Annotated in this window: 20 protein-coding genes and 1 pseudogene; 4 read left to right on the plus strand and 17 right to left on the minus strand. The window is 71.3% G+C overall.

Translation table 11 applies throughout. The features are described from left to right. Positions 1-66 precede the first annotated feature (66 nt). Positions 67-297: pseudogene (locus OG710_RS29960) on the minus strand (response regulator transcription factor); the annotation flags it as partial. Positions 298-449: 152 nt separating this feature from the next. Between OG710_RS29960 and OG710_RS29965 the strand changes: the two are divergent. Further along, positions 450-902, plus strand: a complete 453-nt coding sequence (locus tag OG710_RS29965) for a VOC family protein (RefSeq protein ID WP_330242411.1) — start codon at positions 450-452, stop codon at positions 900-902. Positions 903-1,230: 328 nt separating this feature from the next. Then, complete coding sequence (locus OG710_RS29970) at positions 1,231-2,478, plus strand: bifunctional folylpolyglutamate synthase/dihydrofolate synthase (RefSeq protein ID WP_330242412.1); 1,248 nt, start codon at positions 1,231-1,233, stop codon at positions 2,476-2,478. 475 nt (positions 2,479-2,953) lie between these two features. Here the strand turns inward: OG710_RS29970 and OG710_RS29975 are convergent, their stop codons facing one another. The 15 genes from OG710_RS29975 to OG710_RS30045 form a co-directional block, all read right to left on the minus strand. After that, complete coding sequence (locus OG710_RS29975) at positions 2,954-3,772, minus strand: fumarylacetoacetate hydrolase family protein (protein ID WP_330242413.1); 819 nt, start codon at positions 3,770-3,772, stop codon at positions 2,954-2,956. Positions 3,773-3,803: 31 nt separating this feature from the next. Continuing rightward, entirely contained in the window at positions 3,804-4,997 is a 1,194-nt protein-coding gene (locus tag OG710_RS29980; protein ID WP_330242414.1) for an acyl-CoA dehydrogenase family protein, read from the minus strand. Further along, a complete protein-coding gene (locus OG710_RS29985; RefSeq protein ID WP_330242415.1) occupies positions 4,994-5,590 on the minus strand; it encodes a flavin reductase family protein in 597 nt (198 codons plus the stop codon). Before OG710_RS29985 ends, OG710_RS29980 begins: the two co-directional genes overlap by 4 nt. Before the next feature lie 138 nt (positions 5,591-5,728). Then, the gene (locus OG710_RS29990) at positions 5,729-7,108 is read right to left on the minus strand and encodes a purine-cytosine permease family protein (RefSeq protein WP_330242416.1); all 1,380 of its coding nucleotides are present in this window, start codon (positions 7,106-7,108) and stop codon (positions 5,729-5,731) included. 155 nt (positions 7,109-7,263) lie between these two features. After that, positions 7,264-7,665, minus strand: a complete 402-nt coding sequence (locus tag OG710_RS29995) for a RidA family protein (RefSeq protein ID WP_239227447.1) — start codon at positions 7,663-7,665, stop codon at positions 7,264-7,266. A 14-nt stretch (positions 7,666-7,679) separates the two neighbouring features. Further along, positions 7,680-9,251, minus strand: a complete 1,572-nt coding sequence (locus OG710_RS30000) for an aldehyde dehydrogenase family protein (protein ID WP_330242417.1) — start codon at positions 9,249-9,251, stop codon at positions 7,680-7,682. A 66-nt stretch (positions 9,252-9,317) separates the two neighbouring features. Then, a complete protein-coding gene (locus OG710_RS30005; RefSeq protein WP_239227445.1) occupies positions 9,318-9,740 on the minus strand; it encodes a cupin domain-containing protein in 423 nt (140 codons plus the stop codon). Positions 9,741-9,747: 7 nt separating this feature from the next. Continuing rightward, positions 9,748-10,548, minus strand: a complete 801-nt coding sequence (locus OG710_RS30010) for a dimethylmenaquinone methyltransferase (protein ID WP_330242418.1) — start codon at positions 10,546-10,548, stop codon at positions 9,748-9,750. Next, entirely contained in the window at positions 10,545-11,480 is a 936-nt protein-coding gene (locus tag OG710_RS30015) for a VOC family protein (protein WP_330242419.1), read from the minus strand. Before OG710_RS30015 ends, OG710_RS30010 begins: the two co-directional genes overlap by 4 nt. Before the next feature lie 80 nt (positions 11,481-11,560). Further along, positions 11,561-13,075: a 4-hydroxyphenylacetate 3-hydroxylase N-terminal domain-containing protein gene (locus OG710_RS30020; protein WP_443064354.1), complete on the minus strand. Its 1,515-nt coding sequence runs from the start codon at positions 13,073-13,075 to the stop codon at positions 11,561-11,563. Positions 13,076-13,533: 458 nt separating this feature from the next. Continuing rightward, positions 13,534-14,439: a LysR family transcriptional regulator gene (locus OG710_RS30025; protein WP_330242421.1), complete on the minus strand. Its 906-nt coding sequence runs from the start codon at positions 14,437-14,439 to the stop codon at positions 13,534-13,536. 97 nt (positions 14,440-14,536) lie between these two features. Beyond that, a complete protein-coding gene (locus tag OG710_RS30030) occupies positions 14,537-15,229 on the minus strand; it encodes a response regulator transcription factor (protein WP_330242422.1) in 693 nt (230 codons plus the stop codon). A 5-nt stretch (positions 15,230-15,234) separates the two neighbouring features. Beyond that, positions 15,235-16,461, minus strand: coding sequence for a sensor histidine kinase (locus OG710_RS30035; protein ID WP_330242423.1), 1,227 nt, complete (start codon positions 16,459-16,461; stop codon positions 15,235-15,237). Positions 16,462-16,492: 31 nt separating this feature from the next. Then, complete coding sequence (locus OG710_RS30040) at positions 16,493-17,374, minus strand: CPBP family intramembrane glutamic endopeptidase (RefSeq protein WP_330242424.1); 882 nt, start codon at positions 17,372-17,374, stop codon at positions 16,493-16,495. Positions 17,375-17,554: 180 nt separating this feature from the next. Further along, positions 17,555-17,953, minus strand: coding sequence for a MerR family transcriptional regulator (locus OG710_RS30045; RefSeq protein ID WP_330242425.1), 399 nt, complete (start codon positions 17,951-17,953; stop codon positions 17,555-17,557). Between the two features lie 156 nt (positions 17,954-18,109). On the opposite strand from OG710_RS30045, the gene OG710_RS30050 reads away from it, so the two are divergent. Beyond that, positions 18,110-19,183: an alkene reductase gene (locus tag OG710_RS30050; RefSeq protein WP_330242426.1), complete on the plus strand. Its 1,074-nt coding sequence runs from the start codon at positions 18,110-18,112 to the stop codon at positions 19,181-19,183. 19 nt (positions 19,184-19,202) lie between these two features. Here OG710_RS30050 and OG710_RS30055 read toward each other — a convergent pair whose 3' ends face one another. Beyond that, a complete protein-coding gene (locus OG710_RS30055) occupies positions 19,203-20,381 on the minus strand; it encodes an FAD-dependent oxidoreductase (RefSeq protein WP_330242427.1) in 1,179 nt (392 codons plus the stop codon). A gap of 162 nt (positions 20,382-20,543) precedes the next feature. On the opposite strand from OG710_RS30055, the gene OG710_RS30060 reads away from it, so the two are divergent. After that, complete coding sequence (locus OG710_RS30060; RefSeq protein ID WP_330242428.1) at positions 20,544-21,155, plus strand: TetR/AcrR family transcriptional regulator; 612 nt, start codon at positions 20,544-20,546, stop codon at positions 21,153-21,155. Positions 21,156-21,173 lie beyond the last annotated feature (18 nt).

A 21,173-nucleotide genomic window follows, 5' to 3' on the forward strand; every position in this document is an offset into this window, starting at 1 on the left:
GGAGCTGTTCGTGTCATGGCCGCAACCTAGGTGACGGGTGTGACAACGGCGCCGTGAGCGGGCCGGTCAGGGTGTGCCGGAGGCCAGGCCGACCCGGTAGGCGAGGACGACGGCCTGGACGCGGTCGCGCAGCCCGAGTTTCGCCAGGATGCGCGACACGTAGGTCTTGACGATCTCGGGCGTGATGAACATCGCGGCGGCGATCTCCGCGTTCGACAGCCCCTCGGCGATCAGCTGGAGCACTTCGAGCTCGCGGGGGGGCAGCGCGTGCACGATGTCCTGCCGGGCCGGGCGGGCTCCCCTATCACACACCCCCTTGACCGCGACCTGATCGTCCGGGATCCAGCGCCCGGCCCAGCTTTCGCGGGCGGGGTGGGCGGTGTCGGCGTGGCGCTGTGATGATCGTCGGGTGCGTCCGCGTTCGCGGCGCCGACCAGGGAGGAATGCCCATGTCCAGCGACGTCACCGCTGAGGGTCTCGTGAACCGGCCGGCCCACGGGACACTGCATCACGTCGAGATCTGGGTTCCCGATCTCGGGCGGGCCGTCGCCTCGCTCGGCCGGCTTTTGCGGGCGCTGGGGTACAGCGTTCACCAGAGCTGGGAAGGCGGTCGCAGTTGGCGGCTCGGGCCGACCTACCTCGTCCTCGAACAGTCTCCGGCCATGAGTGCCGGCCGGTACGATCGCCGGCGCCCCGGGCTGAACCACCTCGCCTTCCACGTCGAGGACGCCGCCGTCGTCGAGGAGCTGGCCGCCGATGCCGTCCGTCATGGCTGGAGGCTGATGTTTCCCGAGCTTCACCCGCACGCCGGTGGCGCACAGCACTATGCCGCCTACCTGGAGGACGCCGACGGCTTCGAGGTCGAGCTTGTCGCGATCGACTCGTCCCGGCACACGACGTGACCGGGGCCGATGCACGGTTGCCGGGCCGTTCCCCACGCGCCGCAGGTGAAGTACGCGCAATCGGGCGGTCACCCGAACCGGTGACTTCGGGTCAGCGGGGTCCGGGCCCGCTCAGGCCGGAGTCCGCCCACGGGGCGCGCGGTGGCCTGCCGGGCGCGGCCACGGCTGCGCTCCCCCGGGCAGCACAGTCACCCACTGTATCTTGAGCGTTGCTCAGCGTGGCAGGATCTGTTGAGTGGACTACCAACGCTGTACAGAGCTCCTCGCCGCGGTGCACGAGAATCCCCACAGGCTGACGCGGACGGCCCGTCAGAAGAACGTCCCACGGTTGTTGGAGACGCTGGGCCGGCCCGAGCGGTCGCTGCGCGGGATGCTGGTGGTCGGGACGAACGGCAAGGGGTCGACGTGTGCGTTCGCCGTCGCGGCGGTGACGGCGGCCGGCGCGCGGGTGGGCAGCATGCCGAGCCCGCATCTGCAGGAGCCCAGGGAGCGCATCCGGATCGACGGGGTTCCGGTCACGCGGGCGGAGTACGCCAAGGCGTTCGCCGAGGTCTGGCACGCGATCGAGCTGCACGGGCTGCCCGTCCTGGCCCAGGGCATCCACGCGGCCACCGCGGCCGTGCACTTCCGGCGGGCCGGTGTGGACGTCGCGGTCGCCGAGGCGAGCATCGGCGGCAGCAGGGCCGCAGCCGCGGAACTCGGCCTGGACGTCAAGGTGGTCACCGGCGTCGGGCTCGACCACACCCGGCTGCTCGGCGATTCCCTGCACCAGATCGCCCGGGCCAAGATCGCCGCCGCGCAGAACGGGGACCACGTCGTCCTCGGACGGCTGGCCCCCGAGGCCGCCGCAGGCGCCGAGCAGGTCCTGCGGGACCGGTCCGGACTGACCGTGTGGCGCATGGACCACGAGATCCGCTACACCGCCCGGCCCTCGGCATCCGGCACGGGGGCACTGGTGGACGTCACCACGCCGCGCACCGTTCACCGCGGCCTCCCCTGCCCGCTGTCCGGCGCCCACCAGCACCACAACCTCGCGACCGCCGTCGCGGCCGTGGACGCGATGGCCGAACGCGGGCACATCCGCGAGCCCGACGGCGAGCTGCTTCGCGCCCGGCTCGCGGCCACCCGCTGGCCCGGCCGCCTGGAGCTCATCGACCCGGCCCGGCTGGACCACTGGACGGGCCGCGTGCTGCTGGAGGGGGCCACCAACCCGCAGGGCGTCGCCACCGTCGCCCCGGAAATCCTGCGGCACGCCCGCGCCGGCGACCTCCCCGGCCCGCCCGTCCTGGTCTTCGCCGCGATGCACGACAAGGACGTGTCGGGCATGCTCGCCCCGCTCCCCTCCCACTGGCCGCTCGTCCTCACGCGCACCGGTTCCCACCAGGCCGCCGACCCCGCCGGCCTGCACCACCAGCTGGCTCCGGGCCGCCAGGGACCGTGCCTGACCACCGACGACACTCCGGCAGCCCTGCGCCTGGCCGCCGAGCACGCCGGGCCCGGCGGCCTCGTCGTCGTCCTCGGCTCCCTGCGCCTGGTGGGCGAAACCCGCACCGCGCTCGGGCTGCACCCCGCGTAACGGCGGAACCTGCGGGACTTCCGTAGCCCCGGGAGGGCAGCCTTCCGCAGCTCCGCTGCAGCGTTGGCCGCACACGGCCGGGGGGATTGACGGGTCTCTACGGCCCCATGACGTCCAGCGGTTCTCGTTCGACCTGGAACCGGCGGAGGCGCGCTGGATTCTTCGCCGTCGAAACGACGACATCCACATCACGATCCGCCGCTTCCCGGACATGTCGACGAGCTATGACGCACCGGACGGGCAGGGCACCCTGGTGTGGACGTCGACACGTCCTCGCGCCTTGCCGGCGCACGCGGTTCTGATGGCCGCCGAGAAGGTGTGGCACACCCACGGCGAGGACGGCTGTCTCCGGAAGTGGCAGCCGCATCCCTTCCCCACCCGCGAACTGGAATCCCTCATGTCTCTGCACCTGCCGTGGACGACTGCGCTCTCCGGCGCAACGGCTGAGCCGTCCCCGGCTCCCGGCGGCGGTGGGTCAGGTGATCGGGTTGGTCAGTGTGCCGATGCCGTCGATGGTCACCTCGACCACGTCGCCGCGCTTCAGGTACCAGCGGGGGGTGCGGGCTCGGCCGACTCCGCCGGGGGTGCCGGTGAGGACGAGGTCGCCGGGGCGGAGGGGCAGCATGGTGGAGATGTACGCGATCAGCCGGGTGGGGGTGAAGAGGAGGTCGGCGATCGCGTGTTCCTGGACCGTCGTGCCGTTGACCGTGGTGGAGAGGGTGGCGGTGGCGGGGTCGAAGGCGTCGGGTGTGGTGAGGACGGGGCCCACCGGGGTGGAGCGGGCCCAGATCTTGCCCTGGAGCCATTCGGTGGTGCGGTTCTGCCAGCCGCGCATGGAGATGTCGTTGGCGATCGTGTATCCGGCGATGCACTCGGCTGCCTCGTCCTCGTCCACCCGGTACGCGGTGCGGCCCACGACGACGGCGAGTTCTCCCTCCCAGTCCATCTCCGGGTCCTCCGGCACGGCGGCCACGGGGTCGGCGGGGCCGGTGAGGGTGTCCGCGAACTTCGCGAAGAGGGTGGGGTGGGAGGGAAGGCCCCGGCCCATCTCCTCGATGTGGCTCGTGTAGTTGAGGCCGGTGCACAGCACCTTCGACGGGTTCGGCACGAGGGTGTCGAGTGCGGCGTCCTCGGCCGGGACGCGGCGTCCGTCGGCGCCGGCCGCCCGCCGCCGCCAGTCCTCGTTCCGCAGCAGGTCGCCGATGTCGGCGCAGCCGGGGATCTCGGTGAACGTGTCGCCGTCCAGGCGGGCCGCTGCCGTTCCTCCGGGGGTGCGCAGGGTTGCCAGTTTCATGCTGTTCTCCTTCTCGTCGCGCGGAGGGGCTTCAGGCGTGGGCGGCGGGGCGTTCGGGGACGATCAGGTCGAAGAAGCCCCAGTGGGCTCCGGCGGGGAGGGTGCCGGACAGCATGCGGCCGCACTTCTGCGTGACGATGTGGGAGGAGCCGCGGTGCTGGCTGCCGGCGTGGCTGTCGCGGAAGAAGCGTTGCAGGACGCCGTCCCGCATGACCCGTGCGCCGGCGAAGCGGTGGACGAGTTGGCTGATCTCGACCGCGGTGCGGCCGGCGAGGCTGCACGCGAGGCGGGACATCGTCTCCTGCTCGTCGCTGAGGCGTGCCCCGGTGGAGAGGGTCTCCTCGTTGTCGCGCCAGGTGTCGCGGAGCAGCGCCATCGTGCCGCGGACGTGCGAGAAGTGGCGGGCGAATTCGCCGAAGAACTCGTCGCTGGTGACCGGGGACTCGTGGGCGGGGTTCCTGCTGAGGGTGAGGTCGCGCAGTTCGTCGAGCATGCGGCGGCCGACGCCCTGGGACCAGGCGGCCTGGTGGAGGCCGGCGGAGAGGGCGGGGCTGAGCCGGTTCTCGGGGCGGCCGCGGCGGGCGTGGCCGGGGCCGATGGCGTAGATGTAGGCGTCCTCGACGAACACGTCCTCGGCCCGGTAGTCGAGGCTCGCGGTCGCGCGCAGGCCGAGCATGTCCCAGTTGTCGCTGATCCGTACGGCGGAGCGGGGGACGAGGCAGACCACTCGTTCTCCGGTGCCCTCGACCGTGGCGGAGAGGTTGAGGTGGGTGGCCATGGAGACGCCGGGGGCGAACTGCCAGTCGCCGCTGACCCGGCAGCCGCCCGTGACCCGGACGGCCCGGCCGGTGAACGAGGTGGACTGGCCCGCGACCAGGGGTTCGGCGCCGTCGGCGAAGAGGGCGGCCACGGCTTCGTCGCCCAGGTGGGCGGCGGCGGTGGCGGTCTCGCTCGTGAGGGACCGGACGAGCCAGCCGAGGGAGGCGTCCGTGTGGGACAGCTTCTCCATGACTTCCAGGATCTGGAGGGGGGAGGCGTCCAGGCCGCCGAGTTCGGCGGGGACGGTCAGTTCGAGGATTCCGCTGTCGCGCAGGGCGTCCTGGACCGCCGGCGTGGGGCGGCGCAGCCGTTCGCTGTCGGGGGCCTCGCTCAGCAGGAGGGGGCGGATGGTGTCCAGTCGTGCCAGGAGGGCGGTGATGTCGGCGGGAGGGGTGGGGCTGGTCACGGTCGGTTCCTTTCGGACCGGGCGCCGGTCTCGGTGCCGGCTTCGGTTTCCTGGGCCAGCGCGCTCCACTGGCCGCGGTAGAAGAGCAGGGGGCGGGCGTCGTCCTGCTGGCCGTGGGCCGTCACCCGGCCGAGTACCAGGACGTGGTCGCCGCCGTCGTTGGCGGCCCAGGGGGTGCACTGGAAGTAGGCGGGTGAGCCGCCGATGCGGGGTGCGGGGCCGTCCGTGATCCAGTCGATGGGGCGGTCCTGGGGCCGGCCCGCGAAGTGGAGTGCGGTGTCGAGTTGGTTGTCGCCGAGGACGTTGACCGCGAAGGGCCGTTCCAGCAGGTGGTTGAGGGCGCGTGAGGTGCGCTGCATGGACACCAGGACCAGGGGCGGGTCCAGGGAGACCGAGGTGAAGGAGTTCACGGTGACGCCGTAGTGGGTGGTGCCCACGCGGTAGGTGAGGACGACGACGCCGGTGGCGAAGTTGCCGAGGGCGTTGCGGAGTTGGCGGGGGTCGGCGAGCGGGGGGTGCGCGGTGTCCGACGCGGGCGGTACGGCGTCGGCGGCCTTCTCGTAGATCTCGGCGTCCCACATGATGTCGGTCATCGGGGAACCTCCTGGAGGGGTCGCGGGGCCCGGCGCGCGGGGCCGGGGCGGGCTGGGGAGAGGGGGTCCGGGGCGGCGGCGGGAGGGGGGCGCCGCAGGGAGTGCGGGGCCGGGAGGACTCCACCGCCGCCCCGGGGTTCAGACGGCTTCCTCGACGGCTTCCTCGCTCGCGGCGAAGGAGGTGCCCGTGCCCTCGGGGAGCCATGTCCGCAGGGCGGGGTAGAGGAGGAGTGCCGCGACGAACGACACCAGGAAGCCGAGGGCGAAGACGTCGGTGGCCATGAGGATCATGCCGATGGCGGCGGAGGTGGTGAGGGTGATGACCCCGGCCCAGTTCCACTTCTCCACCCGGTGGGTGGCGCCGTCGTACCGCGCCCGGCGGACCAGGTAGTAGTCGGCGATCATCACGCCGCACATGCCGAGGGTCATGGCGCCCAGGTACGCGAGGTAGGTGGAGAACTTCTCCAGGATTCCGGCGCCGATCATCACCAGGGCGATGACGTTTCCGGCGACGACCATCGCGGCGCGGCCGGGTTTGCGGCCGGTGAGGGCGTCCACGAGGTTGACCAGGGAGAGCGAGCCGGAGTAGGCGTTGATGGCCTGGGCCTTGGCCTGGGCGGCGTAGATGGTGACGAAGCCGAGCCAGGCGGCGAAGATCACGAAGAAGGCGCCGGTGTTCTGCATGACGAAGTCGCTGCCCGCCGCGCCTGCGGCTTCGGGGGTCAGGGTCTTGTCGTGGTCCATGAGGTAGGTGACGACGTCGGGCATGCCGCCGATGACGACGAGGGAGCCGAGGACGGTCATGAGGATGTTCTGGGTGACCGGGCCGGCCGTGGCCAGGACGGTGACGTCGCGGCGGGTGCGGCAGTAGCGGGCGAAGTCCGTGGTGACGAGGGCGATGGTTCCGGCCGTCGCGCCCATGACCGATATCGCGGCCTCGAACTTGGGCCACAGGCCGCCGGGGACGACCCCGTCGTAGCGGAAGACGTCCATGGGGTCGGCGCCCTCGATGACGTAGATGTGGATGATCATGTAGATGGTGACGAGGAGGGTGACCGCGGTGAGGACGCCGGAGGCGCGCAGGGCGGGTTTGAGCCCGAAGACGGCGAGGCCGATCCACAGCAGGGTCATGAGGCCGTAGAGCAGGACGCGGTTCGTCCAGGAGTCGGGCAGGTCGAACATCAGCAGGGTGCCCTGGTAGAGGAGGGCCGACTCCATGGCCAGGAAGCCGAGGATCATGAAGGCGAAGACGGCGGAGCCGATCGACGATCCCCGCAGGCCGAATCCGAAGAACCGGGAGGTGATCGTGGAGGACATGCCGGTTTCGAAGGCCATCCGGCCGAGGGCCTTGCCGAGGAAGACGCCGAGGGCGGCGACGAGGACGCCGACGATCATTCCCACGGTGAAGCCGGCGAGGACGACGGTGAAGCCGGCGATGGCGAAGACGACGAGCGCCGTGGCGACGCTGACCGGGCTGAGGGCGAGTTGATGGCCGCTGCGGCGCTCGGCCGTCGGCACGCTGACCAGAGCGTGGTCCTCGGCCGCCGCGGACAGCGTCGAGGGGGTCGGCCCCGGGGGGTTCGTTGTTGACGACACAGTTCCTACCCATCGGAGAAGAGAGGGCGTCCGCGGCGCGTTCCGCGGGGGAACGCGCCGGGTGTCGCCGTGGTCGGTCAGTCCGTGCTGCAGCCCGCGATCGCGAGGGCTTCGATCTCGACGAGGATTTCCGGCTTGGCCAGAGCGGCCACCTGGACGAGCGAGCAGGCGGGGAAGTCGCCGGTGAAGAACTCCTCGCGGGCCTTCCACACCTGGGCGTTGTCACTCATGTGCGTGACGAAGATGGTCATCTTGACGACGTCGTCCATGGCGCCGCCGGCCGCCTCGATGAGGTCCTTGATCTTCTGGAAGACGACGCGGGACTGATCGAGGGCGGTGTCGCCGAGGACGCTCTCGCCGTCGTTGCCGCGTGCGGTCATGCCGGAGATCAGGATGAGGTCGTCGACGCGGAGGCAGTTGGACCAGGTCCGGGCCTTCGGTTCCCGCACGGCGTCGGAGATGAATCGTTTCTTCTTCATGATGGCTGCGGTCCTCACAGGTCGATTCGGCTGTCCCAGGCGGACGTGCCGCCCCAGTTCACGCACACGCTCTGGCGGCGCATGAAGCCCTGCCACGCCGTGGACCCGGCGGTACGGCCGCCGCCGGTCTCCTTCTCGCCGCCGAACGCCGCGCCGACGTCGGCACCCGTGGTGCCCATGTTCACGCGGACGATGCCGCAGTCGCTGCCCCGGGCGGAGAGGAAGGTCTCGATGTGGTTCAGGTCGGTGCTGTGCATGCCCGAGGCCAGGCCCTGGGCCACGCCGTTGTGGATCTCGATGGCCTCGTCGAGGTCGTCGTAGACCAGCACGGAGACGATCGGGACGAAGGTCTCGGACTGGGCGATCTCGAAGTGCGGCTCCACGCCGGTGACGATCGTGGGCTCCACGTACAGTCCGGGCCGGTCCATGACCCGGCCGCCGTGGACCACGGTGGCCCCGTCGAGTTCGGCGCGGGCGAGGACGGCGCGGTAGTCCTCCACGGCCTGCGCGTCGATCAGCGGGCCGACGACGGTGTCCGGGTCGCGCGGGTCACCGATGGTGATCTGGTCGAAGGACTTCTTCATCAGCTCGACGAGCCGGCCGGCGATGCTCCGGTGGGCGATGACCCGGCGGGTGCTGGTGCAGCGCTGGCCGGTGGTGCCGACCACGCCGAACGTCAGGGCCTTCGCCGCGAGTTCGAGATCGGCGGTCTCGTCGACGATGCACCCGTTGTTGCCCGAGCACTCCAGCTGGTAGCGGCGTCCGAGCGTCGAACCGACGATCTCGGCGACCTTGCGTCCGACGCCGGTGGAGCCCGTGAAGGAGATCATCGCGACCCGGGTGTCGGCGATCAGCCGCTCGGCGACGGCGTTGTCGGCGGGGGTGAACAGGGAGAAGACGCCCTCGCAGCCCATCTCCGCGGCCGCCCGGTTGACCAGCTTCTGCAGCGCGACGGCGGTGAGCGGCACCTTGGGGCTCGGCTTCCAGACCACGGTGTTGCCCGCGATCGCGGCGAGGAAGCCGTTCTGCGCCCAGACCGCGGCCGGGAAGTTGTACGCACTGATCAGCCCGACCACGCCCAGCGGCAGCCACTGGTCGTACATGCGGTGCTCGGCACGCTGGGACTGCTGCGTGAAGCCGTACATCATCCGGGCCTGCCCCGCGGCCAGGGTCGACATGTCGACGGCCTCGCGCAGCTCGCCCCTGGCCTCCATCATCGACTTGCCGGTGTCGAGGCAGACGACGGCTGCCAGCTCTTCGATGTTCTCCTCGATCAGCAGGCCGATGCGGCGCACGAACTCGCCGCGCCGGGGCGGCGGAACCATGCGCCACTTCTTCTGCGCCGCGACGGCGGCGGCCACGACGCTCTCGTAGTCCCCGGCGTCGGAGGCGGCGATCCGGCCGACGGTCTCGCCGTCGGCGGGACAGACGGCCTCGATCACCGGGCGGTCCTCGACGGCGCCCCAGCCCAGGGTGTCCGTGTACGTGCCGGAGTGCACCCGGTCCAGGCCGAAGGCGGCCAGCACCTTGCCGGTGTCGAACAGGGCGCCGGCGGTGCCGGGCGTGCGGTCGGTCGTCTCGGTCATCGTCGTTCTCCCTCGGTTTCCTGCGACGCCTCGGGTCCGGCGTGCTCCTGGGTGCGTCCCGGCGTGTCAGTCCTTCGCAAGGAAGTCCCCGATCGTCTCGTCGGTGTGGTACTCGGGCTTCTCGTAGTAGTGCGGGCCGTCGTAGATCTCGATCAGCACGCTGCGCTCGTGGGCGAGCGTCGGCCCGTGGGGGTGGTCCTTCGGGTTCATGTAGAAGGAACCGGGGCGCAGCCGCAGACCGGACTCGGTGTACTCGTAGTCGCCTTCGAGGCAGTACATGAACTGGTTCGAGGCGTGGGTGTGCCGGGTCGGTATCGTGCCGCCCTTCTCGTATTCGAGGAGGGCGATGCTGGCGCCGGTTTCGGGGTTCTTGAAGAGGAAGTACTGGCGGAACCCGTAGTCGGGGTAGTCGATCCAGCCGGCGTCGTCGAGATCGGCGGCGTGGATCAGGACTTCCAGTGACCGCAGGGTCGCGGGGTCGATGTGCACGGGGATTTCACTCCAAACCCGGACGGCTCGATGCCACCCATGTGTCGTATTCCTGGCGGCTTTCGGCGGTGGCGGGGAACAGCCCGAAGAGGGACCGCCCGCGCCGGATCTCGAGTGCCGCGAACTCTTCGTACGAGGCCGCGTCGGCGGCCAGGGCGGCCACGTCGGCGGCGAGGTGACGCGGGATCACGGCGACCCCGTCGTCGTCGCCCAGCACCACGTCGCCGGGGTAGACCGCCACGCCGCCGCAGCCGACCGGCTCGTCCAGCGCGACCGGGTGCAGGGCGATGGGCGTCGCGGCGGGCGCGTTGCCCCGGTGGAAGCAGGGCAGCCCGGTCCCGGCGATGGCGCCGGAGTCCCGGTATCCGCCGTCCGTGACCACACCGGACACGCCGCGCCGCTGGAGGCGCGCCGCCATCATGTCGCCCATGGACGCCCCCGCCCTGGAGCCGAACGCGTCGATGACGAGCACCGCCCCGGGCGGGCACTCCTCGATCGCGCGCCGGTGCAGGTTCTCGCTGGAGCCGTATCCGGCGAGGGTGTCGAGGTCCTCGCGCGCCGGGATGAACCGGAGTGTGCTGGCCGGGCCCACCATGGGGGCCCGGCCAGCCGCCAGGGGGCGGACGCCGGCCATCAGGACGTTGCGCAGGCCGTGCCGGAGCAGCATGTTGGCGACGGTGGACGAGCCGGCCCGCGCCAGTTGCTCGCGGACGGCCGGGGAAAGCGGTTCGTGTACCGGCGGGGGCAGCGGCGCGGCGGGGGCCGCCGGTACGGGTTCGGTGCGCTCCGCGCGCTTCTCGCCGCTCACTGGAAGAACTCCATCGGGGGGCGGTTGCCCCACTGGGTGGTGTCGGCGGCGGTGCCGTTGAACTTTCCGGGCCGGTGGCTGCCGTCCACGGTGTCGCCGTCGGTGTAGTGCTCGATGCGGAAGCCGAAGGGGTCCTTCCAGTAGTCGAAGATCTGGCTGCCGAGCAGATGGCGGCCGACTCCGACGTCGGGGGTGTAGCCCTGCTGGAGCAGGTAGTCGTGCGAGGACATGACGGCGTCCATGTCGGTGACCTCGAAGGCGCTGTGGTGGACGCCGGCCCAGTCCGACTGGAGGACGAGCATGAAGTGGTGGTCGACCAGCTGATCGCCCAGGTCGAGCCGGACGAAGGTGCCGACGACGGGGCCGTCCTGCCCGGGCGGCAGGAAGTAGTCGGAGGGCAGGAAGTTGAAGCGCTCGTTCAGCCAGGCCATCGAGGCGTCGTGGTCCTTCACGTGGAGCACGAAGTGGCCGAGCCGGGCGATGGTGCAGGGCGCGACGGGCTGGCGGACGAAGGAGTTCACCCGGTTCTTGTCCCGGATGTTGTTCATCCTGAACGGTTCCCGGTCCGCGATGGGTTCGACCCGGTCCCGGTTCCAGATCGCCCGGATCTCGATGCCGTCGGGCATGGTCATCGAGACGACCTGTCCGCCGCCGGGCTCCGTCGACTCGGTGACCGGGGACGATCCCGGCAGGGCGGCGAGTTCGGCCAGGTCCTGGTAGGTGGCGACCTCGATCGAGGCGCCGACGAAGCGCTGCTTGTCGGCCTTGCGGGTGACGTGGATGTGGTGCTGGGTCCCGGTGCCCCGCATGTACAGCGTCCGGTCGTCGCTGCCCTCGGCCCTGGTCATGCCGAACGAGGTGAGGAACTTCTCCATCACCTGGAGGTCGGGTGCCTCGTAGGTGACGTGGGCAGCATCGATTGCCGTGGCCACGGGTCCTCCTGTGGTGGGTGGGTGCGCGGTGGCGCGCTCGGTTCGCCGGTGGCGGGCTCCCCGGCCGGAGCCCGCGGGTCTCAGCGCTTCTTGAGGACGCTGACGTCGTCCGGGCCGATCAGGTCCGGCACGGTCCAGCCGTCCAGGTCGTACTCGTCCATGGCGCTCTGCGCGAACTCCTTGCAGCGGTCGAGCAGGCCGCTGCCGCGGGCGGCGAAGAGGTTGGTCTGCCGGGTCACGTCGTTGCTGCCGATGTAGTTGATCTCGTACAGCTCGTGGCGGGCCCCGAACTCGGTGCCGATGGAGTCCCACAGCATCTTCATGACCTTGACGCGCTCCTCGGCGTCGATGCCGCCGGTGCCGCGCACGTAGGTGTCGAGGTAGCCGCGGATCTCGGGGGTCTTGAAGTCGTCGGCGTGCGAGTTGAGGTAGATCAGCCCGCTGGCCACCACCTGCTCGATGATGTTCTTGATCTTCGGCATGGCCAGCTGGTTCATCACCCGGTACGCACCGGCGAACTGCGGGTCGGGCTGGATCATGCCGCCCTTCCACGGCACCGCGCTCTTGGCCATCGCGTCCGACAGCGCCCAGAAGGTGTTGCGCCAGGCGATGACCTCGCCGAGCTGCGACATGACGCCGTGGAACTGGCCGGCGCCGGTGACGTCGAGGGCGCGGGCCAGCATGCCGACCAGGAAGTCCATCTTGACGGCGAAGCGGGTGCAGCCGTGCAGGGAGGCGCGCTCCAGGTAGCCCGAGTGGATGTTGTACTTGTTCGCCTGCTCCAGGTCGTTGTAGATGAACGCGTTCTCCCAGGGGATGAACACGTCGTCGAGGACCAGGATGGCGTCGTTCTCGTCCAGGCGGCTGGACAGCGGGTAGTCGAAGGGGCTGCCGAGCACGGCGGCCCGGTACTCGTTGGAGGTGCGGCAGAGCAGTTTCACGCCGGGGGAGTTCGTCGGCATGATGAACACCGGCGAGAAGGACGGGTCCTGCACGGCGACCTGGCCGACGTGGCCGACGAAGGTGTAGTGGGTGAGGGCCGAGCCGGTGGCGACGACCTTGGCGCCGGTGACGTAGAAGCCCGCGTCGGTCTCCCGGGTGACCCGGATGAAGACGTCCTTGCCGGCGTCGGCGCCGAGGCCGCGGTCGACCGGGGGGTTCATGATCGCGTGGTTGATGTACCAGGTCTTCTGCTGGGCCTTGCGGTACCAGTTGCGCGCGTTGTCCTCGAAGCCGCGGTAGAACTCGGCGTTGGCGCCCAGGGTGCCGAGGAAGCAGCCCTTGTAGTCGGGCGAGCGGCCCATCCAGCCCCAGGCGATCTTCTGCCACTCGGCGATCGCGTCGCGCGAGGCGACCTGCTCCTCGACGGTCTGCGGCGCCCGGTAGAAGCGGTGGGTGAATCCGCCGTCCTCGTTGGGCGCGGTGAGGATGTCCTTGCGCGCCGGGTCGTGCAGCGCGTCGTACATGCGGGCGATCATGCGGGCCGCATTGCGGAACGCGGGGTGTTCGGCGACGTTCTCGACGCGCTCGCCGTAGATCCAGACCTCGCGCCCGTCGTTCAGGCTCTCCAGGTACTCGGCACCGGTGAAGGGGATGTTCTCACGACCGGCCCCGACGGGTGTCGACCGATTTGCATTTCCCGTGTTCATAGAACGAAAACCCCATCTTCTCCGGACGGAAATGGATGGCGCCGGATTCGCGTCGTGCGTGACCGACTTCCCGTGGCGGGAGTCGAGTTGCCGACCGGAATTCTCTGCGGCGTCGAATTGCCGGAAGGTTTCCACGGGGTGCGGGCACGGGCAATAGACCCCGGAAGCGGCCGGAGGGCGCGGACGGGTCGGCCGGCGCGCCCGGCTTCAGCCGGTGAACGACGGGCGAAGCGCCTCTGAACTGGGGTTTTTCATCCTGACCCGAGGGGCGTGGGCCACCCGGCGCACCCACGAATGTGACGCACACCACAGGGATTTCGTCTCGTGGCGCGAGATGTCCGCCGCTTTTCCCGGCGGGGTCCATACGCGGCGCAATGGAGGGGTGCCATAGTTTTGTGTATGGCTCACGACCTGAGCGCGCGGCGGTGCTCGGCGACCACCCGGGTCGCCTCCAGCCAGTGCCGCATCAGCGGGGTGATCTCGGCGTCCCGGCGCCACAGCAGCGTGGCCTGCATGGGGGCGAGCCAGCGCGGGGGGTCGAGGAGGGTCACCGCGTCCGTCCGGCCGGCGATCCGCCGGGTCACGGGGGCGACGCCGAGCCCGGCGGCGACGAAGGCGACGGACGTCTGGGGTGTGGAGACCTCCAGCACCTCGAATGAGTCGTCGCCCGCGAGCGCCTTTCCGACGACTTCGGGCATGCCGGTGAACGCCGGAATGCGATAGGGGAGAATCCAGCGCCCCCATCCCTTTCCGTCGGGGTGGTCCTCGCGCGCGCGATACCGGGGGACGGCGAGCTTGATGTCGATTCCCAGGATGGGGTAGGAATCGCAGAGGTCCGTCACGAAACCGGCGAACTGGCCGGGGCCGAAGGGAATGCACCCCATGTCCAGCCGGCCGTCCTGAATTCCCTGCACGATGAGGTCGGGGGTGACGTCGGTGAGGCTGACCCGGGCGCCCGGGACCTGGTCGAGGAACTCGGCGAGCACGTCGGCGACGATCTCGTTGATGACCATGGGCTCCACGCCGATGCGCAGGTCCCCGACCGCGCCCTCGCCCATCAGTTTCAGCGTCGCCATCGCCCGGTCCCGGTCGGCGACCAGGCGTTCGCCCTTGGACAGCAGGTAGAGGCCGGCCTGTGTGGGGTGGACGCCCTTCGCGGTGCGTTCGAGGAGGCGCACGCCGAGTTCGGCCTCCAGTTTCGCCACGGCGTGGCTCACGGGCGGTTGCGTCATGTTGAGGTTCTTGGCGGCCTGGGAGACCGAACCGGCCTCCACGACGGCTTTGAAGTACTCGATCTGACGAAAGTCCACCCTCTTCGACCTTCCGCGGCCCCCGGCTCGTCCCGACAGCCAGAGATTACGGGACGGTCCTCCGCCCGCGGCCGTGCCCGGGCGCGCGGGGGTCCGGTCAGGGTGTGCCGGAGACGAGTCCGACCCGGTAGGCGAGGACGACGGCCTGGACGCGGTCGCGCAGCCCGAGTTTCGCCAGGATGCGCGACACGTAGGTCTTGACGGTCTCGGGCGTGATGAACATCGCGGCGGCGATCTCCGCGTTCGACAGCCCCTCGGCGATCAGCTGGAGCACTTCCAGCTCGCGGGGGGTCAGCGCGTGCACGATGTCCTGCCGGGCCGGGCGGGAGGTGTCGGCCGGCCGCAGATGCTGGGCGAAGTGGCCGATGAGGTGGCGGGTGACGGCGGGGGCGAGCAGGGCCTCGCCGCGTGCGACGGTGCGGATACCGTTGACCAGCTCCGCCGGAGGCGCGTCCTTGAGGAGGAAGCCGCTCGCTCCGGCGCGCAGCGCGTCGTAGACGTAGGCGTCGATGTTGAACGTGGTCACGACCAGCACCTTCGGCGCGTTCTCGGTGTCGGGGCCGGCGAGTTGCCGGGTCGCCTGGATGCCGTCGAGCAGCGGCATCCGGATGTCCATCACGACCACGTCGGGGCGCAGCCGGCGCGCGGCCGCGACCGCCTCGTGCCCGTTCTCGGCCTCTGCGACGACCTCCATGTCGGGCTGGGCGGAGAAGATGGTGACGTAGCCGGTCCGCACCAGCGCCTGGTCGTCGCAGACGAGTACACGGATCAAAGACGGCGTGTCGCTCAAGGGGTTCACTCCTGGACAGGCTTGGACGGAATCGTGGCACGGACCTCGAACCCGCCTCCGGGCCGCGGTCCCGACGTCAGTTCACCATCGAGCATCCGCACACGTGCGCGCAGCCCGGCCAGTCCCCGGCCGCCTCCGGCATCCGGCTTCCGCGCGGCCGGTGCGGCAGCGGGCCCGTCGGTGGTCACCACGATCTCGATGTGCTCGTCGCCGTACCCGATGAGGACCCGTGTCGGCTTCCCGGCCGCGTACTTCATGGCGTTGGTGAGCGCCTCCTGCGCGACCCGGTAGGCGGCCAGTTCCACGTCCACGCCCTGGGGCCGCCGCTCGCCGCGCTCGCTGAACTCGACCGGCTGGCCCGATCTGCGGGCCTGCTCGACGAGGTCCCCCACCTGGCCGAGGGCGGGGGCCCGGTCCGCGCCCGCCGGCTCTGCGGACGCCGCCTCGCCGGTCGCCTCCAGGACGCCGAGCAGGTACCTCAGTTCCTTCAGCGCCCTGCGGCCGGTGTCGCTCACCGCGGTCAGCCCTTCGGCGGCGCGTTCCGGCGCGGACGTGAGCAGGTACTGCGCCGCGTCGGCCTGGACCACCATGGCCGTGACGTGGTGGGTGACCACGTCGTGCAGCTCGCGGGCGATGCGCGCCCGCTCGGCGGCCGTGGCCACCTCGGCGGCGAGCTGCCGGCGCCTGGTCTCTTCCGTGCGCCGCGTACGCACCATGCTCCCCACGAGCCACGCGGCTGCCAGGGCCAGCGAGAAGGCGAGGTAGTCCGGGATGCCGTTCGGTGAGCCGGCGTGGTGCAGGACGACGGCCAGCACCGCGTAGCCGGCTCCCGCCGCGACGACCAGGCCGGTGCGGTGCCGGACCTGGTGGGCGCCGGCGGAGTACAGGGCCAGGTACAGCCCGACGCTCGCGAACGTGGTGGCGAAGCCCAGCGCCTGGTGCACCGCGAACGCCGCCGCGACGACGGCCAGGCAGGTCGCGGGCCACCTGCGGCGGACCGTCAGTGGCACGGTCTGGGCGAGCGCCAGCCCGCCGCCGAGGACGCTCGGCGCCCGCTCGGGCAGGTCGCCGATCTGCGCGCCGACCTCGGAGAGGGGCGGTACGAAGGCCAGCAGGGTCAGCGTCAGGGCGAGGGCGCCGTCCTTGACGAGGGCGTCCCGCTCCCGCCACCGGCCGAGCAACGCCCGGAGCAGCGGGACGCCTCCGCCGCCGCGGAGTTTCTGAAGGGGCATCACTGCGGATTCCTCCGGTGGTCGGCCCGGCTCAGCGGCCCGCGCGTGGACGCGGTTCGATGTCGCCGTTGCGGTGGGCGCGAACGAGCATGGTGGCGGCGATGGCCACGCCCATGAGGACGGGAATGATCGACGCCTCCAGGCCGAAGCCGCCGCCGGTCAGCAGGGCGGAGCCGTGGACGTCCACGTCGAACAGGCCCTCGGGGGCGTGCCCGGAGACGGGGATGCCGAGCAGCTGCTCCGTGGTGTTCCAGGCGAAGTGCAGCCCCACGACGAACCAGATGCTACGTCGCCACAGGAACGCGGCTCCGAGCAGGGCGCCCGCCTCCAGGGCGATCGCCAGTCCGCTCCAGGCGTTCGCGCCCTCGGCGCTCAGGTGGGCGACGCCGAAGAACACCGAGGTGATCACGATGGCGGCCCGGCTGCCCCACAGCTGTTCGAGGGCTTGCAGGGCGAGGCCGCGGAACAGCAGCTCCTCGGTGACCGCGGCGCCGATCTGGAGCGCGATGGTCGTCCACACGACCGACATGACACCGTCGCCCGCCCAGTTGAACGAATAGCCGCCGAACGCCGTGATCAGCAGGGCGGAGACGAGGATGAAGCCCAGCCCGATCGCACCGCCGAGCAGCACCTCCCGGCCGGCCCCGGACCGGGCGATCTCCGGCGTCGCGCGTCGGGCCACCCGGCGCATGACGTAGCAGTAGACGGCCACCGCGGCGGCCGCGCCCAGCACCGGTACGGGGCCGGGCCCGGTGGCCGTCAGCCCCGAGACCACTCCGACGCCGGCCATTCCCGTCAGCATCCAGCCCAGCGGGGAGCGCGCGATCCGGCCGAGACGGCCGCCGCCGGCTCCTTCCCGGTCCCCGTCCGGGCCGGAATCCGCGCGGTGTCGTAGGGCGGACTTCATGCCCATGGTGGCCTCCCGTGTAGTGGGTCACCCCTGCGGCGACCCGGGAACCACGCTAGGAATCGGCGGACGTTCGCGAATCACCCGCGCATGGACAGTCCGGGTAGCTCTCACGGGGGATGCGCCGGACGTACGGGGCGGCGCTCGGCCGCTACGACCCGATCGGTTCCGGCCGGCGCACGGATGTCACCGGCACGTAGCGGACGCGGTCCGTTCGGCTCCGGGCAGCAGGGAGGCGCGGTGGGCCCGCGCCACGGCGGCCATCTCGTCGAGCGTGGAGCGGGCGCGCAGCAGTTCCTCGATCTGCGCGGTGATCCGCTCGCGCTCGTGGGCCAGCCGTTCGAGCGCGGCGTCGGAGTTGTGCACGCTCGGCGCGTCGGCGCAGGGCAGGAGTCCGGCGATGGTGCGGCTGGAGAGGTTCGCCGCGTACAGCCCCTGGATGAAGTGGACGCGGTCCACGTCGTGCTCGGTGTACCGGCGCTGCCCGCCCGGTGTACGGGTGCTGGTGAGCAGTCCCTGCTGCTCGTAGTAGCGCAGCGACCGCACGCTCACTCCGGCGAGGTCCGCCAGCTCCCCGATCCGCATGGACGACTCCGTTCCCGCGCCGCGCCGCCGCACCCCCTGTGACGCACCTCACGGGAGTCTGCGGCGCTCTCCGCTTGATTCTGACATTGGCGTCAGGTTTTAGCGTACATGTGTGCCCCGGCGACCGGGGCGCACATGTAGGTGAGGAGAACCAACATGCCGTCCCTGTTCAGCAGTTATCGCCTCGGCGGCCTCTCGCTGCCCAACCGGACCGTCATGGCCCCCATGAGCCGCGTCCGGGCCGCCGCCGGCGGTCTGGCGACGCCCTCGATGGCCACCTATTACGCGCAGCGCGCCACGGCCGGCCTCATCGTCACCGAGGGCGTCCAGCCCAGCCTCGTCGGCCAGTCCAATCCGGGCACGCCCGGTCTGCACACCGACGAACAGACGGACTCCTGGCGGCAGGTGACCGCGGCCGTCCACGCCAACGGCGGACGCGTCTTCGCCCAGATCATGCACGGCGGCCGGGTCTCGCACCCGGAGACCACGGGCTTCCGGCCGGTCGGCCCCTCGGCCGTGGCCGGCGCGGGCAGCGTCTTCACACCGAGCGGCCCCCAGCCGATGCCGGTACCGCGCGCCCTGGCCACGGACGAGGTCGCCGAACACGTCCACTCCTACGCGCACGCCGCGCGCCGGGCCGTCGACGCGGGCTTCGACGGCGTCGAACTGCACGGCGCCAACGGCTATCTGATCTCCCAGTTCCTCTCCTCCAACGCCAACCTGCGCGACGACCGCTACGGCGGCTCGATCGCCAACCGCATACGCTTCGCCGTCGAGGCGGCCGCCGCCACCGTCGAGGCCGTGGGCGCCGCCCGTACCGGAATCCGCCTGTCGCCCGGAGGCGGCATCTGGGACGCGGTCGAGGACGACGCCGTCGAGCTGAACACCGCCCTGCTGACCGAACTGGCCCGCCTGGACCTCGCCTACGTACACCTGGAGGGCACCGCCGGCGAGGACACCCTCCTGCGGCTGCGGGACGTCTGGCCCGGCACCCTGATCGTCAGCCCCACCATGCCCGGCGGGGCCAAGCAGACCGGCAGGTCCGAGGCGGACCACTGGCTGGGGCTCGGCGCCGATCTGATCGCCTTCGGCCGCGCCTTCCTCGCCAACCCCGACCTCGTCGAACGCCTGCGCACCGGCCTGCCCGTCGCGCCCGCCGACGAGAACACCTTCTACCAGGGCGGCGACGACGGATACCTCACCTACCCGTCGTACCAGCACACCGCCTGACCGGGGCCGCCGTGCGGTTTCAGGCTCCCGCCGCCGCCCTGCGCTCGTCGAGGCTCCGCTGCAGGGCGCGGGCCTCGTCGCGGCCGTCCGGCTCCTCGTCCGCTTCCAGGAGGAATGCGGCGCCGCCCACCAGCGCTTCGGCCAGGTCCGTGGAGCGGGGCAGCATGGTCTTCTCGTAGGCGCGGACGGCCTCGCCGACGGTGGAGTGGGTGGCCAGGGCGAGGGCGAGGTCGTGGGCGTCGAGCATGGCCAGGTTGACTCCCACACCGAGCGGCGGCATGAGGTGTGCGGCGTCACCGAGCAGGGTCACCGTGGGTACGTGGTCCCAGGTGTGCGGCGCCGGGAGGACGAACAGCGGCCGGTCGGCGTAGGGGCCGTCGTTGGCACTGATCATGTACCGCATGCCGGACGCCCATCCGGCGAACTCGTCCAGCAGATGGGCGCGGATGCCGGTGGTGTCCCCGGCGGTCAGACCGGCCGCGGTGATCCAGTCGGCCGGGGCGCGGCGGATGATGTAGACCCGGATGTGCCCACCGCTGTTGCGCTGGGCGAACAGCGCGCGCTCGCCGTCCGCCGCGGCGGCGCTGCCGTCACCGACCAGCTCCGACAGGGCGGGGTGGCGGTTTTCGACGTCGTCGAACCACGCCTCGGTGAAGGTGATCCCGGAGTGGTACGGGACAGCTGCCGAGACGGCCGCGCGGACCCGGGAGAACGCGCCGTCGGCTCCGATGACCAGATCGGTCTCGACGCTCGTCCCGTCGGTGAAGCGCAGCGTCCGCGGCCCTTCGGCGGGGCCGTCGACCGAGGCGAGGGCGCGGCCCCACCGCGCCGTGCCCGGCGCGAGGGAGCCGAGCAGCAGATCACGCAGTTGGCCCCGGTCGATTTCCGGCTCGGAGGGGTCGCCCTCGTCGGGCATCCGGTCCATCAGCACCCGGCCGGCGGCGTCCAGTCGGCGCATCCGCTGCCCTTCCGGGCGTGCCAGCTCCCGGAAACGCTCGATCAGCCCCGCCTCGCGCAGGGCGAGTTGGCCGTCCTCGGTGTGCAGGTCGAGGCTGCCGCCCTGATCACGGGTGCGGGCGTCCCGGTCGCGGTCGTAGACGGTGACCGCGATGCCGTGCTTCTGCAGGATGCGGGCGCAGGTCAGCCCGCCGGGGCCCGCTCCGATGATCGAGATTCGGGGGGCAGGTCGGACGTTCATGGTCGTGCTCCGTTCATGAGTGGGGGTCTTCCGCAGCGGGCTTCGATGGCGATCGGGCGGCGCGCGGCGCCCCGCGCCCACCCCCCAAGAAAAACACAACGACTCACTTAGTGCAACGGATGCACTTTTTTAGCTGAGCAACCGAAGGGTAGAATCCGGGGTATGCCCGAGACCGAGCCCAGTGCCGCGCCCGCCCCGATGGGGCGCCGCGAACGCAAGAAGGCCGCCACCCGCCAGGCCATCGCCGACACCGCGCTGCGCCTGTTCCTGGAGCGCGGCTACGACGACGTCGGCATCCGCGAGATCGCGGACGCCGCCGACGTGTCCACCACCACGCTCTTCAAGCACTTCCCGGTCAAGGAGGCCCTCGTCTTCGACGAGGACACCGCCCAGGAGTCCCAGCTGCTCGCCGCCGTACGCGAGCGCCCCGCAGGCCGGTCCATTCCCGCCGCCCTGCGCGAGCACGCGCTGCGTCACCGGCTGGCCGCCGCGGACAGCGGCGCCCGCTTCACCGCGTTCTTCGACCTCGTCAACAGCACGCCCGCCCTGCGCGACTACGTCCAGGCCATGTGGCTGCGCCACACCGACGCCCTGGCCCGGGCCATCGCCGAGGAGAGCGGGCTGCCCGAGGACGACCCCGCGTGCACCGCCCTGGCCCACTTCGCCCTCGAAGCCCCCCGGGCCGCCCGCGGCCACGACGACCCCCGCCGGGCCGTCATCCGCGCCTTCGACCTGCTGGAAGCGGGCTGGCAGGCTCTCGCCTCCCGCGACTGAGCCGCTGCGGCGCGCCCC

The sequence above is a fragment of the Streptomyces sp. NBC_00525 genome, assembly GCF_036346595.1.
In the GTDB taxonomy this organism is placed as follows: domain Bacteria; phylum Actinomycetota; class Actinomycetes; order Streptomycetales; family Streptomycetaceae; genus Streptomyces.

What these genes read in the sequence shown, in the direction of transcription:
- OG710_RS29965 (WP_330242411.1), top strand. Translation starts at nt 450, where the DNA reads ATGTCCAGCGACGTCACCGCTGAGGGTCTCGTGAACCGGCCGGCCCAC.
- OG710_RS29975 (WP_330242413.1), bottom strand. Translation starts at nt 3,772, where the DNA reads ATGAAACTGGCAACCCTGCGCACCCCCGGAGGAACGGCAGCGGCCCGC.
- OG710_RS29985 (WP_330242415.1), bottom strand. Translation starts at nt 5,590, where the DNA reads ATGACCGACATCATGTGGGACGCCGAGATCTACGAGAAGGCCGCCGAC.
- OG710_RS29995 (WP_239227447.1), bottom strand. Translation starts at nt 7,665, where the DNA reads ATGAAGAAGAAACGATTCATCTCCGACGCCGTGCGGGAACCGAAGGCC.
- OG710_RS30000 (WP_330242417.1), bottom strand. Translation starts at nt 9,251, where the DNA reads ATGACCGAGACGACCGACCGCACGCCCGGCACCGCCGGCGCCCTGTTC.
- OG710_RS30035 (WP_330242423.1), bottom strand. Translation starts at nt 16,461, where the DNA reads ATGCCCCTTCAGAAACTCCGCGGCGGCGGAGGCGTCCCGCTGCTCCGG.
- OG710_RS30040 (WP_330242424.1), bottom strand. Translation starts at nt 17,374, where the DNA reads ATGGGCATGAAGTCCGCCCTACGACACCGCGCGGATTCCGGCCCGGAC.
- OG710_RS30045 (WP_330242425.1), bottom strand. Translation starts at nt 17,953, where the DNA reads ATGCGGATCGGGGAGCTGGCGGACCTCGCCGGAGTGAGCGTGCGGTCG.
- OG710_RS30050 (WP_330242426.1), top strand. Translation starts at nt 18,110, where the DNA reads ATGCCGTCCCTGTTCAGCAGTTATCGCCTCGGCGGCCTCTCGCTGCCC.
- OG710_RS30055 (WP_330242427.1), bottom strand. Translation starts at nt 20,381, where the DNA reads ATGAACGTCCGACCTGCCCCCCGAATCTCGATCATCGGAGCGGGCCCC.
- OG710_RS30060 (WP_330242428.1), top strand. Translation starts at nt 20,544, where the DNA reads ATGCCCGAGACCGAGCCCAGTGCCGCGCCCGCCCCGATGGGGCGCCGC.